This window comes from Alcaligenes faecalis, assembly GCF_009497775.1.
GTDB lineage: Bacteria > Pseudomonadota > Gammaproteobacteria > Burkholderiales > Burkholderiaceae_B > Alcaligenes > Alcaligenes faecalis_D.
This window is the reverse complement of the sequence record NZ_CP031012.1, coordinates 2672514-2689436: the sequence shown is the minus strand read 5'-3', so window position 1 is coordinate 2689436 and position 16923 is coordinate 2672514. Positions and strand designations below refer to the sequence as shown.

Here is a 16923-nt window from a genome sequence, read left to right as displayed (position 1 = left end):
GCTGTGTGCCCCGATGTAGCAGTGCAGAGTGTAGAGACGGTATTAGTAAGTACAGAAATACTAATAATGGCAATGGAAAGTGGCCTGTTCACGCCAAGTGATAGGCAGAGTATTCGACACACATGCTTCTAATATCTCCGATTTTCAGATGTTCATGCTTCGTCAGGGAATCACTTCAATCGGGCGGGCCTGTGAACCTGGACTCGCCTTGCTGATTTTACGCGTATCCCTTGCGCTGTCGTGTTACCGGACGGGCCCAGTGTAGGTAGCTGAACACATTTATAAACGTTAGTGATATGGGCGGGTCCGGGCGGTGCTTGGCTTGTCGGGCCAAGAAAAAAGGCTGTTAGCACCCTAGCACTTGTTTTTATCGTTAGTCTTGATCCTGATCAGTCTTTATGAAATAAATAGGAATCTATTTTGTATAAGTCCCCTTGTTTCCTCAAAGAAAGTTTCTGCGCCTTATGATAAGGCTGATTGTCTTGTTAAGCAGTATGGCGGCCATTTTTGGAGTAAAACTTTTAAAACGTACTAATACCTTTCCCGTTGTTTCGCTTAATTGTTATGAAATTCATTTATTAGGCGCTTAACCGTTTTTTTCACCCAAGCTGATGCAAGGGCATTGGCATGTCAGTAATCCCATCAGGAAAAATGCCTGGTTTATCCGCTGGACCGGCTTTTTCTCGCATGGAGATTGAAACCGCACTGAGGCAGGCACGGTGCTTGTTGTGGGACGAAAATAGGGGATTGGCTTGTTGCTCACACTATTTACCAGTTTTTTGATCGGGCAACGTTTGTTTGACCGAGCGAGCGTGCCTAAATGGCCGGGGCAGGCTTATGAAAAAGCGAATCGCTTTGAGCAAATGCTGGATGCCTTGCCCGATGCCATTGTCATGTTCGATTCCTGTGGGCGAATTGAAGGCTGCAATCGGGCCATGCGCCGTTTGCTGGATACGCCGGAATTAGCCAATGGCACGGATGATTTAATTGATTTTTTCCAGAACCTGGAAAAAGGAATACGGGCGGATTTAGCATATTTGCTGCCTGGAATTAGCCAGGTTATTAACCGTGCGAAAAATCCCTTTTACTGCTTGCACCGGGATGGCGAAGGGAAACAGGCTCGCGCCCTGGAATTTCATGCCTATGCCGCCCCCGATTCAGACACTTCAACCTTGCTGATGATTCGTGATGTCAGCGCAAAAATGCAACAGGAGCGCGATCGCGCCGACTGTTTTGCCGTAGCGGCCCATGAAATCCGCTCTCCACTGGCCGCCATCAGCGGCTATATCCAATTGCTGCAACTGGAGACCACCCCGTCTGCCTGGGCCAGCAAGATTTACACCCAATTACATGAAAAAGTCCGTGGCGTTGATGTGCTGCTGGACGATTTGACGCGCCTGAATCGCATGGAGTACGAGGGGGCGGGGATGCAGGAATGGCGCGAATCGGATTTGCGTGCCGTGCTGCGCCTGAGCCTGCGCGCCTTTAATGAGCAGCGCCATCGCATTCGCCTGGATTTACCCGTGTATGGCTTGTGGGCCAAGGTGGATATTGTTCCTTTATTGGTGGCCCTGCGTAATGCGCTGGAAAATGCCCTGAAGTATTCCCCAGCGGACAGCACGGTGACCTTGCGCTTGCAGCCCGGCCAGGCTGGTTGGGCCTGTATAGAGGTCCTGGATCAAGGGCCGGGTATTGATCCTCTCTATAAAGAGAAGGTGTTTGACAAGTTCTATCGCCTGCCCGGTCAGCAGGTGCAAGGCAGCGGTTTGGGCTTGTCCATTTTGCGCTCGATTGTGCAGCACCACGGGGGCCGGGTCTATTTCAAGGAGCGTCCGGGGCCGGGCGCGCATTTGGTCATGGAATTGGTTCTGCTGCCTTCCGCATCGTATATACCTTAATCTTCTCTAAAATAGGGTTATTTTCATATATTTAAGTTTGATATAAGGTACAATTTGCGCTCTTTTCGTGAAGCGAGGTGATCGCCATTTCAGGTGCACCTCGCTTTGAAGTTTTTACGTTGCGGTCATCTCGTTGGTGGGGAGCGCAAAATCCGTTAAAGGAGCACACGATTATGCAAGGCTTGCACTTGACCGCAGACCTTTACCAATGTGCATGCAGCCCGGAGCTGCTGATCGATGCCCAGAAACTGGCTGATTTTTGCCGCCAGCAGACTATTGATGCAGGGCTGACGATTGTTGGTGAAGAGTGGCAGGCATTTCCCGAGTTTGAAGGGCAGCCCGGTGGTGTTACCGGAGTGCTGTTGCTGGCCGAGTCTCACTTGGCCATCCATACCTGGCCAGAGCGCGGTGGCGTAACGCTGGACGTGTATGTCTGCAACTTCATGCAGGACAACTCCGGCAAGGCAACCCGCCTGATCAACGGAATTGAACAGGCTTTCAAGCCCGGCCAGGCCCAGCGTAATCGCTTGTGGCGCGGCGAGGCCGACGGCCCGGCCCATGCTGGCGAACTGCTGACGGAAAACCTGAATCAGGATGCGCTGTATGGCTTCCGCTTTACTGAGCGTTTGCTGGAGCGCCAGACTGCTTTCCAACGTCTGGAACTGCTGCGTTCCGAAACCCTGGGTACGACCTTGCGTCTGGACGGCTGCATGATGACCTCCGAGGCCGAAGAGTTCTTCTACCACGAAGGTCTGATTCACCCGGCTGTCATGGCTCACCCCAATCCACGTCGCGCCCTGATTGTGGGCGGTGGTGATGGCGGAGCCCTGGAAGAGTTGTTGAAGTACCCCAGCCTGGAGCGAGTATCCCTGGTTGAGCTGGATGGTGAAGTGATTGAGGTAGCTCGCGAGCACTTGCAGTCCATTCACAAGGGGGCGTTTGATAATCCGCGCGTGCAGATTCAGATCGAAGACGGCGCGAAATTCCTGGCCAATACACAGGAACGTTTTGATCTGATTTATCTGGATCTGACCGACCCTGAAACTCCGGCCGGTCCCTTGTACACGGCGGCTTTCTTTGAGTCCTGCAAACGTGCGCTGGCAAGCGGTGGTGCTTTGGTATTGCACCTGGGTTCGCCTTTCCACGAAAGCCAGCAGGTAAAGAGCCTGAGCGAGTCCCTGGCCGGTGTGTTTGCGCAAGTACATGGCTACGGTCTGCATATTCCGCTGTATGGCTCTTACTGGGGGCTGGCGATTGCTTCCGACGAGCTGAACCCGCGTGCTTTCTCCGCCGAGCAAATCCAGGCGCGCCTGGAACAGCGTATGAGCAGCGAGAACCAGGATTCCCTGCAGTTCTACAACGCTGATCTTCATGGCGCTCTGTTTGCGCTGCCTACTTTCTACCGCCGCCTGATGCCTGTGAACGAGGTCAATCTGGAAGAGGTCTGTTAAGCAGGTTCTGGACAGTTCGAGTCTGACTTCGGGCAGGCTCTGTTATGAAAAAAAGCCCCTGATCTCAACAAGATCAGGGGCTTTTTTGTTTCACGACGGTGCCTGTATTGCTTTGTGCAGCACTCAATCGAAGCTCTATACAGCGGATTTATCCATTACTGAGACGAGGACAATCTAGGCCCCTGCGAGTGTCGAAAGCCATCCTTGAGACAGAAGGTCACGGCAACGGTGCACAACCTGCGCAGCAGTGGGGGCGTGGGAAGTAGAGCAGATAGTTCAATCCTCTATCGGCTGTCCTTGCGGTGGGGTTTGGCTTGAGGCTTGTCCCGCGAAGCTGGAAATACGCGAGCACACAGGAAATCGATGAAGACCCTGACTTTTGGTGAAGGATGTTTGCTGGCGGGCCAGAGGATGTGGAAAACGCCAGTGCGCTCGGCATAGTCGGCCAGAATGGTCTGCAGCCGCCCATCTGCCAGAGGCTCTCTGATCGAGAACTCCGGCAGGTAGGCGATGCCCAAACCCTGCACGGCAAAGCACACGCGTGTCTCGATGTTGTTGCAGATCATCGAAGTTGGTAGCGTCAGTTCGGGTTCATCGGCTGCGCGGCGCAAGGCCCACGGCTCCAGCTTGCCGCTGTTGGGAAAGCGGTAGTGCAGGCAGGTGTGATTCAGCAAATCAGCAGGTACTTTGGGTATCCCTTGCTGCGCTAGATAGTCGGGTGAAGCGACCAGTAGGGACCGGAAGGAGCCAAGCCGACGGGCGGAGAGGCGCGAGTCAGTTGGGTTCCCCGTTCTGATCACCGCGTCGAAACCTTCCTCGATTACATCGACCAGCCGGTCGGAAAAATCCAGATCCAGCTCAATCTCGGGGTACTGGCGCATGAACTCGCCAAGTACGGGTAGCACCAGTGAGCTGACTAGTGGCAAGCTGACTCGCAAACGGCCACGCGGCGCGGCTGTCGCCTGCGATAGCTCCTGCTCTGCTGCCTCGATTTCGGCAAGAATGCGACGGCTGCGTTGCAGGAACAGTGTGCCTTCGGCTGTCAGCGTGACACTGCGAGTGCTGCGGTGAAACAGGCGTACACCCAGCTTTTCCTCCAGTCGCGCCACGCTCTTGCCGACAGCGGACGCCGACACGCCCAGCAGCCGACCTGCTGCAACAAAGCTGCGTACTTCAGCCACTTGGACGAATACCGTGAAGCTGTTGAGACTGTCCATCATCACACCTCAATTACGGACATAAAGTTCCGCTTAAAACGGAACTCTACCTGACTTTTTCTTTAATTTCAGGCTTTCTATCATGAGGCTTGGCTTCATTGAAGAAAGGAGTTACCTGTGATGACTTCCGTAATTACGCCTGGCGCCAGCGTCCCGTCAGCGCATCTTTCCACCCGCGTGCAGACCCTTGTTCAGCAGGCACTGGACCAGGGTCGCCTGGTCGGCACGGTTGTGCTGGTGGCCCGCGGTGGCAAGCTGATCCATCACCAGGCTTACGGCTGGGCCGACCATGAAAGTCGCCGCGCGATGACGGTGGATACAGTCTTTCGCCTGGCCTCCGTGAGCAAGCCCATTGTCTCCACCGCCGCACTGGTATTGGTGGCGCAAGGACGCCTGGGGCTTGATGACAACATTCACTCTTGGCTGCCTGAATTCCGGCCAAGTTTGGCTGATGGTCGTCCTGCGCAGATCACTGTCCGACAACTGCTCAGCCATACGGCCGGATTGGGCTATCGCTTCCTTGAGGCTGATGCGCAAGGTCCCTATGCGCAGGCTGGTGTGTCGGACGGCATGGATGCGTCTGCTATCAGTCTGGGGGAAAACCTGCGTCGCATCGCCACTGTGCCGCTCCTGTACGAGCCAGGAACCGCCTGGGGCTACTCCTTGGCAATCGACGTGCTGGGTGCCTTGATCGAGCAGGTGTATGGCGCGCCTTTGGATGTGGCGGTGAGTCAGCTTGTGGTGGGTCCACTGCGCATGGCAGACACCGGATTTATCGCGCGGGATGCGCAACGTGTGGCGACTGCTTACGTCAATGGCACGCCTCAGCCGCATCTACTGCAAGAAGGCGAAACAGTCTCGCCCTTCGAGGGGGTGGTGGGTATCCCTTACAGTCCTGCGCGCATCTTCGATTCGCAGGCATTTCCTTCGGGGGGAGCGGGCATGGCGGGCACGGCAGGCGACTTTTTGCGCTTGCTGGAAGCCTTGCGCCAAGGGGGCGGCGGTCTGCTAACCAGCGAAATGGTTGCGGAAATGGGGCGGGACCAGACGAATGGCTATGAACTGCCGGATGCGCCAGGGTTCGGTTTTGGACTGGGTTTCTCGGTCCTGCGCGACCGGACACTGGCTGCGTCTCCCGAGTCCAATGGAACCTGGCGCTGGGGCGGAGCCTACGGTCACTCATGGTTCGTCGATCGGACGCAAAGGCTCGCTGTGGTCGCCTTCACCAATACCTTGTACGAAGGGATGTCCGGCCGCTTTGTCACCGATTTGCGTGATGCAGTCTATGGTGCCTTGGAGGCTGGACAATGAGTTCTACCTCCATGAACAGCGCGGCCTGCTTGCAGGAATGCAATCAGGTTCCTGTGAATAATCAGGATCGTTTGCCGCTGCCTGCCTTGCTGGCCTTGGCGTTGGCCGCCTTCATCACGATCCTGACCGAAGCTCTGCCCGCTGGTCTATTGCCACTGATGGCGCAAAGCCTGACGGTATCCGAAGCCTTGGTCGGCCAGCTCGTCACCATTTATGCGATTGGCTCCCTGCTTGCCGCGATTCCATTGACGGCAGTCACGCAGAGTTGGCGGCGCAGGCCATTGTTGCTGACCGCCATTAGCGGCTTTGCTCTTGTCAATTTGGTGACCGCCGTTTCCGATAGCTACACCGTCACACTTGTCGCCCGTTTCTTTGCAGGTGTATTTGCAGGACTGCTTTGGGCCCTGGTGGCTGGCTATGCAGCGCGTTTGGTGCCTGAACACTTGAAGGGACGCGCTATTGCGATTGCCATGGCGGGCACACCGATCGCACTTTCTCTTGGCATTCCCGCTGGCACTCTTCTGGGTGTGGCTTCCGGCTGGCGCGCGACTTTTGGCCTGATTAGTTTGCTGACCGTGATCCTCGTATTCTGGGTGATCGCCAAGGTGCCGGACTTTCCAGGACAAGCACGCGGAAAGGGGTTTGCGCTCAGGGCGGTTTTCACTTTACCGGGCATTCGGCCGATTCTGTTCGTCACGCTAGTCTATGTGCTGGCCCATAACATCCTCTACACCTACATTGCGCCTTTTCTCGTTCCAGCTGGCATCGCGGATCGGACTGATCTCGTGCTGCTGGTTTTTGGCATAGCCGCGCTACTGGGCATCTGGATTGTGGGTGTGTTGATCGACCGCTGCTTGCGTGAACTGGTACTGATCAGCACGACCTTGTTCGCGCTTGCCGCATTGGCACTTGGCCTTGTCGGCACCGTACCGGCTGCTGTTTACGCGTCTGTCGCCGTCTGGGGGCTGGCCTTTGGCGGTTCGGCAACGCTATTTCAAACGGCCTTGGCCAAGGCGGCAGGGGAAGCCACCGATGTGGCGCAATCCATGATGGTGACGGTCTGGAATATCGCCATTGCTGGTGGTGGAATCGTCGGCGGCATTCTGCTTGAAACCTTTAGCGTGTCCGCCTTTCCGTGGAGTGTGCTGGCGCTGCTCGTCGCAGCATTAGCGGTCACTGGAGTTGCTCGCTCACATGGCTTGCCATCATCGAAATAGGCATCTGTTACAGGCTGTCTCGATGATCTTCAAGAGAGATGAATCCTGAGTAAGGTTACTCACGCAAAAGCTGTCGTCATCACGGGTGCATCAAGTGGTATCGCTCAGGCAAGCGCCCCTTAGTGCGCGCCGCTATCGGTCCATTGTGGCCAGTTGGACAGGGGATAGTTAGCAACTCCCAGCACAGTTTGATTCTCGATCTGGGACGGTTAATTACCCTGGCTTCTTGACACCGTCCTGCTCGATTTCAATCCGAGCAGGACGGTGTAGCAAGATACCGCCTTACTCCTTATCCGCCCCACGATAGCGCTGGTAAGGCAGGACGTTCCAGGTACGTGTGGTCAGCTGCTTGGCAGAAATCACCGCTGGAATATCGTCCAGCAAGCTGCGGGCCGAATGCAGCTCCCGCACGACCTCTTGCTTGTCCTGGTACATGAACTCGTCCGAGGCTTCTTCCGGTGCTTGTTGCTGCTTTTCTTCCAGATCGCTGATCAGACGTTCTTGCTGGAAGCGCAAGGCGGCACGCGCGTCCTCAATCCAGGCGGCTTGCATGCTGCGGTTGTGGTCCACCACGGCGCTGTACTCGGTGTACACCCCGTTGTAGATATCTCCCGCATGGTGCCGGACGTCGTGGCTGGCAATTTCCAGATCGCGTACGGTCAGTTGAGAGGGATCCAGCGGTTTACTACGCTTGGCCCCGCCCAGACGGGTGTACTGGGTGTAGTAGGGGAACATGCTCTGGATAACCTTGCTGACCGGCTGGATGGCTTCGCCTTCCTCGCACAGTCCTTTGGGTTGTACACCTTGCATGGCGGGCAGGATGGATTCGGGGCGGCAAATCTCCTTGGGCGGCATGATGCCGTGACGCAGCATCTCGCGAATGCCGGTACCGGAGATGGTCAAGCGGAAGCGATCATCGTGCGGGCAGGTCTCGGAAGTGGCATGGCAGGCGCAGCGCGTGCAGTAAAACACTTCATGGAACAGGCGCACATCAATGCCCATTTCCTTGGGGCTGAACTGATCGAAAATGCTGTGGCTGGCGTACTTGTCGTAGTAGCTGCCAATCCCGGCATGATCCCGCCCAATCAGGGCGTGGGTACACCCGTAGTTCTTCATGATCAGGGCATGCAAAATGGTTTCGCGCGGGCCAGCAAAAATATAGGTGACACGCAGCGGCGAGAGGATGGCGCGGTCCTTGGGGTAGTAGGTATCCAGCACGTTCCGGTAGGCCATCATGCGGAATTCGTGGCGCACGTATTCACGCTTGGCCATCTCCACCAGCGGCTGCAGGAACAGGCCATCAATGCCTTCCAGCGCATTGCGGTGAATGTACTCGTGGCCCCGGTGCAGCGGGTTCGCGCCGGTGATAAAGCCTGCCACGGAATTGAATTTTTTTTCTTCGTAGAACAGACGCCAGGTGTCTTTGGGTTCGCGACGCAGTTTCTCGAACGGGCCCCAATCCACACGCTGCAGCAGGTGCAACGTACCACCCAGGGACACATCGCCCATGCGGCGGTAAATGGAGTCCACGCCGGGGTGGTTTCTGTCCGTAGTACCAAACAGTTGCTGGGCACGCTGCTCCTTGTCGTAGGAGAAGATGTCCTCGATGCTCAGGATGGCCACTGGCTCATTCTGGCTATTGGTCAGCGCCACCTCGGAGCCGACCGAAAGTCCTTTAATAATGTCGCGGTTGCGATCGCCAATCGGGGCGAAGCTCAAGGGCACAGGCCACACCACACCATTACTCAAACGACCCTCTTTGAGCACGGAGTTGTAGTCGGCCTCGTTCATGAAGCCTTTGTTGGGGGAGAGCACCCCGGTCGCAATCATCTCGATAGTGATGACGGCTTCCAGATCCACGCGGATGCTGGGCAGGGAGCGCGCACGTTCGATCTCGCCCTTGACGCGATCTTCCGGGACGACCTGGTTGACCAGCGTTCCACCGTGCGGCTGTTGTGGATAGCGATCAAAGTTCAATGTTGAGTGGTTCATATTGCCTCCTTTAATTTGCCCCGCGTGACGATGAAAGATAGTTATTTGTCGGGGCGTTTCCGTTTGCCAGTGATAGATGAGTTTCAGGCCAGGGGACGGGCCCCCGGATTTCAAACGCTCTATTTCTTCTTGTGATGTCAGACGACAAATCCTTGTCTGAACAGGTGATGCAGCGCTGGCTTGAATACCGCCTGCGCCTTGTTTTGCTGCGGTCGTTTGATACGGCATGACGACAGGGATGCAGGCATCGTGTCGGGCGTGTTCAGGGGTGAGGTGATTTTCACCGTGGCCCATGATGCTGCGGCTGCCGCTTGCCCCAAGAGATCTGCCCTGAAATTCAAATTGGGTATAGGTGATAAGCCCTAGCTTTCCAAGGCCAGATCCCGCAGGAACTGTCTTAGTATTACTCACAATCGCGAGAAAAATCATCGCGTTATACCAAAGTAGGAGACAGTGCAGATGACGCCAGCTTGGGTGGTGTTGGCTTCTTTGATTTACGCCGCAATTTTGTTCGCCATTGCCTGGTTCGGGGACAGGAATCCCTTGTATACCCAGCGCCCCTGGTTGCGACCTACGGTCTACAGCCTGGCCTTGGCTGTGTACTGTTCTTCATGGACCTTTTACGGGGCGGTCGGGTCGGCCGTGCGCTATGGCATTGGTTTTTTGCCTATTTATTTAGGCCCCATGCTGATGCTGCTGTTTGGCTGGCGAATTATCGAACGCCTGGCGCTGGTGGCTCAATCCCAGAATACGGTTTCCATTGCGGACTTCATGGCCAGTCGTTATGGACGCTCGCAGCGTTTGGCGGCCATGGTGGCGGGGATTGCCGTGGTGGCGGCCGTTCCATATTTGGCCCTGCAATACAAGGCGGTGGCCTTGAGTTTGAGTGTGCTGGCCGGGACAGAATTTCACGCAGGGCTGTTTGGTGACCCGGCCTTGTATGTGGCGATTTTGATGGCCTTGTTTTCCATTCTGTTTGGAACGCGGCAGGTGGACGCCACCGAGCACAGACCGGGTTTGATGCTGGCCGTGGCCTTCGAGTCTGTGGTGAAACTGGTCGCTCTGGTCGCGGTTGGCCTGTTTGCCTTTCGCTGGTTTGGCAAGACTGAACTCAATATGGTGGGAGCCGTCAGCACGCTGTTCGAGAACAGCCCGCCTGTGGGTTTTGTAGGTCAGACCTTGCTGGCTTTTGCCGCGATTATTTGTTTGCCCCGTCAGTTCCATGTGGCCATTGTGGAGTGTGGTGACGTGGTGGATATACGGCGGGCGCGCTGGTTGTTCGGTGCCTATCTGCTGGTGGTCAGCGTCATGGTTTTGCCTATTGCCGCAGCGGGTGTCAGCTTGTTTGGCGTCGGGGGCGAGGGGGTGGCACCGGACAGTTTTGTGCTGGCCTTGCCCTTGTCGCAAAACCAGGTTGGCCTGGCCTTGATGGTTTATATAGGTGGTTTTTCTGCGGCAACCGGCATGGTCATTGTGACCAGCGTGGCGCTTTCAACCATGGTCAGTAATGACTTGGTAATGCCCTTGTTGCTGCGCCGTGGCTGGGCGCAGTATCAGCAAAGTACGGTGGCTTCCACAGTGTTATGGATACGTCGTGTTGCCATCATGGCGCTGGCGGGTGTGGCTTACGGCTATTACATGCTGAGCGGTAGCGATACGACCTTGGCAGCCTACGGCTTGATGGCTTTTGTGGCGGTCGCGCAGTTTGGGCCGGGCTTGATCGGGGGCTTGTATTGGCGCGGTGCCAGTCGGCAGGGCGTAGAGGCCGGGCTGCTATTTGGTTTTGCCATCTGGGTTTATACCTTGCTCTTGCCGACGCTGACCGAGGTGGGCTGGTTGGCGGACGACTGGCTGCATCAAGGGCCTTTTGGCCTGTCCTGGCTGCGCCCTTATCAGCTGTTTGGTGTGGAGGGTTGGGACCCGCTGACGCATGGCACGTTCTGGTCCTTGCTGTGCAATATCAGCGCCTTCCTCTGGGTGTCCTGGCGCCGACGTCCGGGCCTGGGAGAACGCTTGCGGGCCGAGCCTTTTCTGAATCCGTATGCGGAACGTCAGACCTTGGCGGCCCGTCATTCTTACGGGGATTTGTCGGTACAGGACTTGCTGTTGTTGGCAGAGCGTATTGTCGGCAAGAAGATGGCGCGGCGGGCTTTTGAGACGCAGGCCAGACAGGTCAAACAATCTTTGGAGCCCGGCTTGCGGGCAGATAGTGCCTGGGTGCATTTCACGGAGCTATTGCTGGCCGCCGCGGTGGGGGCGGCGTCCGCGCGCCTGGTGCTGACCAGCGCCTTGCGTGGTTCGGGCATGGAGGTGGCCGCCATCATGGCCGTGCTGGATGAGGCGGGTCAGGAGCTGCGTTTCAATCGGGACATTTTGCTGGCCACGCTGGAAAACATTGATCAGGGCGTTAGTGTGGTGGATGCGGACATGCGTCTGGTCGCCTGGAATCAGCGCTATCAGCAACTATTCGATTACCCGCCCAGCATGTTGTATGTGGGGCGATCCGTGGCGGACCTGATTCGCTTTAATGCCGAACGGGGCAAGGTCGATGGCGTGGAAAGCATAGGGGTGGAGCAGGCTATTGACCGTCGTATTCAGTTCATGCGCGAAGGCTCTTCCTATGTGACCCAGCGCATGTTGAATGACAAGCAGGTGGTGGAGCTGCGGGGGCGGCCTTTGCCGGGCGGCGGCTACGTCACCAGCTACAGCGACATTACGCATTACAAGCGTGTGGAGCGCGAGCTGCGGGAGATGAACGACAGCCTGGAACAGCGCGTTGCGGTGCGTACGCAGGAGGCGGAAAAAGCCCAGGAGTCTCGCACCCGCTTCCTGACGGCGGTTAGTCACGATGTGCTGCAACCGATTAACGCAGCGCGCCTGTTTGCCTCGGCCTTGCGCGATACCCATGACCTTGCGGAAATGCCCAATCTGGCCGAACGGGTGGATACCTCTTTGCGTACCGCAGAGGAATTGCTGGAAGGACTGCTGGATATTTCCCGTCTGGATGCCGGAGCCTTGAAGCCGGATCTGGGCGTGATCAATGTTCAGCACCTGCTACAGCATTTGGCGGATCAATACGCGCCCATGGCAGCACGGCGTGGCATTCAATTGCGGATTCATGCTCGTCCTTTGCTGGTGTACAGCGATCATCGTCTGCTGCGCCGGGTGCTGCAAAACTTCCTGGCCAATGCCTTGCGCTACACCCAAGAGGGGCGGGTGGTCTTTGGCGTGCGGGTTCGGGGCGAGGAGCTGGAGTTTCAGGTCTGGGATTCCGGCCAGGGCATTCCGCCGCATCATATTCAGCAGATTTATGCGGAGTTCCATCGCTACGAGCAAGCCTTCGATTGGGATGGCCGTGGCCTGGGATTGGGCCTGTCCATTTGCCAACGTATTGCGGTCTTGCTGGGGCATACACTGGATGTGCGGTCCGAAGTGGGGTGCGGCAGCATGTTCTCCATTCGCGTTCCCTTGAGCCACGCTAGCGAGGCCAGCAGTCACCCAAGTAACGAGTCCAGCAAGCCTGCCGATGGCTTGCCGTTAACGGGTTTGCGTGTGCTGTGTCTGGACAATGATCTGGATATTATTGCGGGGATGGAAGTGCTGCTGGGCCGTTGGGGAGCGGAAATCATCACCGCCAATACGGTAGACAGTGCTTTGGAGAAAATCGCCCTGAACCCCGATGTTTTGCTGGTGGATTATCACTTGCATGATCGGCTGGACGGCTTGCAGGCGCTGCAATTACTGCGCCTGCATCTGCCCCATGCGCAGGGTGCTCTGTTGACGGCGGATGGTAGTGATGAGCTGAAAGCAGCGGCTAGACAATATGGCTATCTGGTGCTGACCAAGCCGGTAAAGCCCGCTTCGCTGCGAGCTTTTTTGACCGCGCAAATTAAAACGTATTAGCGTCCTGGGATTCATCCTGGTTCAGACCAAGATGGCTGGCCATCAGGACGGCCTGGGTGCGATTGGAAGCACCCAGCTTGCGCAGGATGGCCGTCATGTGCGCCTTGATGGTGGCCTCCGAGACATTCAGCTCGTAGGCAATCTGTTTGTTCAGTTGTCCGGTGCTGAGCATTTGCAGCACGCGAAATTGTTGTGGCGTCAGCTCGCGCAATTTCGCGGCAACTTCCCGTTCGTCCAGACTGATGCCGGGGGCGGAAGAGCCGATTTCCGGCAGCCAGGTGCCGCCGTCCAGAACCACTTGCAAGGCCACGCCCAGCGTTTGTGCATCAATGGATTTAGGGATGAAGCCCATGGCGCCGTGATCCATAGCGCGGCGCATAAAGCGGGCCTCTTCATGGGCGGTGACCAGAATGATGGGCAGGGAGGGGTAAGTCGCACGCAAATGGACCAGCGCGCTGAAACCAATTGCCCCCGGAATATCCAGATCCAGCAAGAGCAGATCGGCGTCAGGATGGTCGTCGACCAGTGGATATAAGTTGGAGATGCGATCCGCTTCGTATATGGCCGTGCCGGGAAACAGGCTGGCTACGACTCCTCGTAATGCTTCACGAAATAGCGGGTGATCGTCAGCAATGAGCAGTTCATTCATGTGGGGATTATGCCATGTTCAAGTATCTGTAATGGTGCCGGCCAGGATGAGCTGCACATCAGTAAAAACAGGGCACCGAAATGCCCTGTTTTTTGTTCCAGCGTGCTGATTGAATCAGCGTAAAAGTGTTAGTGAGCGCTGGCGCTGGCCGCACCGATGCCGGTTTGACTGCGTACGGTCAGAGCCTCGAAGGCTTCGCGTTCCTGGGTAGCGCGGGCGCTGTTATCCAGGGTCGAAAACAGCCAGATCGAGAAGAAAGCCAGCGGGATGGACAGGATGCCGGGGTTAGGGAAGGGGGTGATGGGCTCGGCAAAACCGAATACATCGACCCACACCGTGCTGCTCAAGACCACCCACACTGTGGCAGTGACCAGGCCCAGGAAGCCGCCAATGGTGGCACCACGCGTGGTGCAGCCACGCCAGGCAATCGACAGCACCAGGACCGGGAAGTTGGCACTGGCTGCAATGGCAAAGGCCAGGCCCACCATGAAGGCGACGTTCTGGTTTTCGAAGATAATGCCCAGCAAAATTGCCAGCACACCCAGCACCACCGTGGAGATACGCGAAATGCGCATCTGGTCTTTTTCGGTTGCGCGTCCTTTGGCAATGACGTTGGCGTACAAGTCATGCGAAATAGCTGCCGCACCCGCCAGAGCCAAACCTGCCACCACGGCCACAATGGTGGCGAAGGTCACGGCAGCCAGGAAGCCCAGCAAGAGATTGCCGCCTACCGCATTGGCCAGGTGCACCGCGACCATATTGGTGCCGCCAATCAGGTTGGTCAGCATGTTGAAGGAACCATCCGGGCCAGTCTGGAAGTACTCGGGATGCTTGACCAGCAAGGCGATGGCACCGAAACCGATGATGAAGGTCAGCAGGTAGAAGTAGCCAATAAAGCTGCTGGCGTAGATCACGGATTTGCGGGCTTCCTTGGCATCGGCCACGGTGAAGAAACGCATCAGGATATGCGGCAGGCCAGCGGTACCGAAGGCCAGTGCAATACCCAGGGACAGCACGTTCAGCGGGTTGCTGCTGACGGCAGCGCCGGGTTCAAGAATGGCGTGTCCGGTGGGGTGCGTTTCCACGGCAGCGGCCAGCATGGCATCGACATCCCAGTAGAAAGCGGCCAGAACCAGAATCGTCATCAGTGTGGCGCCGAACAGCATCAGTACGGCCTTGATGATTTGTACCCAGGTGGTGGCCGTCATGCCGCCAAAGGTGACGTAAATCATCATCAGCGAACCCACAATCACCACGGCTACGTTGTAGTCCAGACCAAACAGCAGCACGATCAGCTTGCCCGCGCCGACCATTTGCGCGATCAGGTACAGGGCAATGATCAGCAGGGAGGCGCTGGCCGCCAGAATCCGCATGGGGTTCTGGGACAGGCGAAACGAGGTCACGTCGGCAAAGTTGTAGCGGCCCAGATTGCGCAGGCGTTCTGCAATCAGGAACATCACAACCGGCCAGCCGAACATGAAGCCGATGGCGTAAATCATGCCGTCAAAACCGCTGACGTACACCATGCCCGCAATCCCCAGGAAGGAGGCGGCGGACAGATAGTCCCCGGCAATCGCCAGACCGTTTTGAAAGCCGGTCAAACCGCCACCGGCGGTGTAAAAGTCCGATGTGGTGCGTGTGCGGCGGGCCGCCCACCAGGTAATGACCATGGTTCCGGCAATAAAGATCAGGAACATGACAATGGCCGAGGTATTGGCCTGACCAGATGGGGCCGCCATGGCATTGCCGCTGGCCATGCCAAACAGGCCCAGGCTCAGAAGTAGTTTCTTCATGTCACGTCCTTCATGATTTGAGCCAGCAAGGGGTCATAGACCTTGTTGGAAATGTAGACGAAGGTGGACACAAGGACGACAGCGCTAATCAGCACAATGGCGGCGCTAAGCACGCCAATCGTCATGGTCATGGAACCGACAGAGCGGCTGAAAAGTTCGGGGTCAAAGGCCAGGGTCAAGATAAAACCGGCGTACACAATCACGGTCAAGCCGAAAAAGATCAGGCTCATGCGGTTGCGTCTTCTAAGCAGCTCTTGATAGGCGGGGTGCTGGGTTACTGCCGTCACGACAGTATTGGCTGAGCTCATTCTTATGTCTCCTTATGGGGTTTGATGATTCTTGGCATCGAGGCTCTCTAAACACGGCGTGTACAGAGAGTTGGCGCTTGAGGGCGCTCTGTGTACAGCATGTATAGAACGAATCAACTTTTCCCAACAGGCGACTTTGGTCGTAGATGAGGGGGGAGAAGGCTCTGATTTCGGAGCCTGGGTTTAGCTGGACGGGGCAAATGATGCAGGAGACGCACAGGCACAAGAGCTGGTTTCTTCTGCCCTGAGTCGGTTGCAGAGTTTGAAAAGAGTGCTTTTTGTTCGATTAAAACAGCGCGTCAGCGGTGGCCAGTTCTTGTTCTGACTCATCGCGGCGATCAGCGCCACGCACTTTCAGTATTTCGGACAGCAGCAGATGGGACAGGCTGGCAACGGCCACCGAATTATCAGGCAGCTGTTCAGATCCGGGCTGGCAGGGCAGGGACCAGCGGGTTTTGGGGCGCTCCTTGTAATCCTGGTCGGTGATCAGCACGAGATCCGCACAGCGTGTTTCCAGACGCTGGATCAGTTCCGGCATGTGGCTGGGGCGTGGATGCAAATCAAAAACAATCACGACATCCTGGTGCTGGATGTCGGCCAGGTATTCGGAGACGGTCTGGCCCGCGCCGGGGATAAGCCGTACCCCTGGCATGAACTTGCACAAATGCCAGTAAAAATGCCCGGCCAGAAAGTAGTTTGCCTGCAAACCTACCAGCCACACCTGTCGCGCACGGCTGATGGCCTGGCTGGCTTCCAGCAGAACCGACTGGGAGAGATGTCGGTAGGTATTGCCCAGCTTGCTATAGCTGTCCTGCAAGTGGGTATACAAGGCGGCTTCGCCCGCAGACAGCGGCTGGCTGAGCGAGGTGAAGGAGTCATCCGTTCTTTCCGAGCGAATCTGTTTGCGTGCCGCCTCGTAGTTCGCGTATTCCAGACGCCGGATCAGGCGCGTGACGGTGGCATTGGACACTTGAGCCAGACTGGCCAGTTCCGAGGCGTTGTAGCTGGATAGATCACCCGAGAAATCCAGCGTGAATTGGGCCAGACGTCGCTCGGAAGCGGGAAGGTCACTCAGGATGGCGCGTACACGGTCAGGAAAAGAGATGTTGCTGGTGTCTGGCATGGTGCTGGGCGTAGCCCTGTTTTTTTGATTCAAGAAAAGCGGGTGTTGAGGGAACGGTGGG

The 16923-nt window shown here is 56.8% G+C and carries 11 protein-coding genes; 5 read left to right on the top strand and 6 right to left on the bottom strand.

Annotated elements, in window-relative coordinates; all coding sequences use genetic code 11:
• The first annotated feature begins 752 nt into the window (after positions 1–752).
• Both DUD43_RS12520 and speE read left to right on the top strand, forming a co-directional pair.
• Positions 753–1898 (top strand): ATP-binding protein, encoded by a 1146-nt coding sequence (locus tag DUD43_RS12520; RefSeq protein ID WP_153230548.1) that lies wholly within the window; start codon positions 753–755, stop codon positions 1896–1898.
• 173 nt (positions 1899–2071) lie between these two features.
• Entirely contained in the window at positions 2072–3349 is a 1278-nt protein-coding gene (gene speE / locus DUD43_RS12515) for a polyamine aminopropyltransferase (protein ID WP_153230547.1), read from the top strand.
• Between the two features lie 284 nt (positions 3350–3633).
• On the opposite strand, the gene DUD43_RS12510 is transcribed toward speE, so the two are convergent.
• On the bottom strand, positions 3634–4566 hold the full coding sequence (locus tag DUD43_RS12510; protein WP_153231630.1) for a LysR family transcriptional regulator: 933 nt from the start codon (positions 4564–4566) through the stop codon (positions 3634–3636).
• Positions 4567–4686: 120 nt separating this feature from the next.
• On the opposite strand from DUD43_RS12510, the gene DUD43_RS12505 reads away from it, so the two are divergent.
• Together DUD43_RS12505 and DUD43_RS12500 are read left to right on the top strand one after the other, a co-directional pair.
• Positions 4687–5877: a serine hydrolase domain-containing protein gene (locus DUD43_RS12505; protein WP_153230546.1), complete on the top strand. Its 1191-nt coding sequence runs from the start codon at positions 4687–4689 to the stop codon at positions 5875–5877.
• An 11-nt stretch (positions 5878–5888) separates the two neighbouring features.
• Complete coding sequence (locus DUD43_RS12500) at positions 5889–7094, top strand: MFS transporter (protein ID WP_153231629.1); 1206 nt, start codon at positions 5889–5891, stop codon at positions 7092–7094.
• Positions 7095–7376: 282 nt separating this feature from the next.
• Here the strand turns inward: DUD43_RS12500 and DUD43_RS12495 are convergent, their stop codons facing one another.
• Complete coding sequence (locus DUD43_RS12495; RefSeq protein WP_153230545.1) at positions 7377–9086, bottom strand: sulfate adenylyltransferase; 1710 nt, start codon at positions 9084–9086, stop codon at positions 7377–7379.
• A 459-nt stretch (positions 9087–9545) separates the two neighbouring features.
• Here DUD43_RS12495 and DUD43_RS12490 point away from each other — a divergent pair, with 459 nt between their 5' ends.
• On the top strand, positions 9546–12989 hold the full coding sequence (locus DUD43_RS12490) for a PAS domain-containing hybrid sensor histidine kinase/response regulator (protein WP_153230544.1): 3444 nt from the start codon (positions 9546–9548) through the stop codon (positions 12987–12989).
• On the opposite strand, the gene DUD43_RS12485 is transcribed toward DUD43_RS12490, so the two are convergent.
• The 4 genes from DUD43_RS12485 to DUD43_RS12470 form a co-directional block, all read right to left on the bottom strand.
• Positions 12976–13638, bottom strand: coding sequence for a response regulator transcription factor (locus DUD43_RS12485; protein ID WP_042481829.1), 663 nt, complete (start codon positions 13636–13638; stop codon positions 12976–12978). The two genes, DUD43_RS12490 and DUD43_RS12485, sit on opposite strands and share 14 nt — an antisense overlap.
• A gap of 128 nt (positions 13639–13766) precedes the next feature.
• A complete protein-coding gene (locus DUD43_RS12480; RefSeq protein WP_153230543.1) occupies positions 13767–15431 on the bottom strand; it encodes a cation acetate symporter in 1665 nt (554 codons plus the stop codon).
• Positions 15428–15739, bottom strand: coding sequence for a DUF485 domain-containing protein (locus DUD43_RS12475; RefSeq protein ID WP_009456280.1), 312 nt, complete (start codon positions 15737–15739; stop codon positions 15428–15430). The genes DUD43_RS12480 and DUD43_RS12475 overlap by 4 nt, the downstream gene beginning before the upstream one ends.
• Before the next feature lie 286 nt (positions 15740–16025).
• Entirely contained in the window at positions 16026–16862 is an 837-nt protein-coding gene (locus DUD43_RS12470; protein ID WP_153230542.1) for a MurR/RpiR family transcriptional regulator, read from the bottom strand.
• Positions 16863–16923 lie beyond the last annotated feature (61 nt).

Bases quoted from the DNA above. Each gene is read 5' to 3' on its own strand.
- DUD43_RS12470 (WP_153230542.1), bottom strand. From the start codon at position 16,862: ATGCCAGACACCAGCAACATCTCTTTTCCTGACCGTGTACGCGCCATC.
- DUD43_RS12475 (WP_009456280.1), bottom strand. From the start codon at position 15,739: ATGAGCTCAGCCAATACTGTCGTGACGGCAGTAACCCAGCACCCCGCC.
- speE (WP_153230547.1), top strand. From the start codon at position 2,072: ATGCAAGGCTTGCACTTGACCGCAGACCTTTACCAATGTGCATGCAGC.
- DUD43_RS12505 (WP_153230546.1), top strand. From the start codon at position 4,687: ATGACTTCCGTAATTACGCCTGGCGCCAGCGTCCCGTCAGCGCATCTT.
- DUD43_RS12485 (WP_042481829.1), bottom strand. From the start codon at position 13,638: ATGAATGAACTGCTCATTGCTGACGATCACCCGCTATTTCGTGAAGCA.
- DUD43_RS12480 (WP_153230543.1), bottom strand. From the start codon at position 15,431: ATGAAGAAACTACTTCTGAGCCTGGGCCTGTTTGGCATGGCCAGCGGC.
- DUD43_RS12490 (WP_153230544.1), top strand. From the start codon at position 9,546: ATGACGCCAGCTTGGGTGGTGTTGGCTTCTTTGATTTACGCCGCAATT.
- DUD43_RS12495 (WP_153230545.1), bottom strand. From the start codon at position 9,086: ATGAACCACTCAACATTGAACTTTGATCGCTATCCACAACAGCCGCAC.
- DUD43_RS12500 (WP_153231629.1), top strand. From the start codon at position 5,889: ATGAACAGCGCGGCCTGCTTGCAGGAATGCAATCAGGTTCCTGTGAAT.
- DUD43_RS12510 (WP_153231630.1), bottom strand. From the start codon at position 4,566: ATGGACAGTCTCAACAGCTTCACGGTATTCGTCCAAGTGGCTGAAGTA.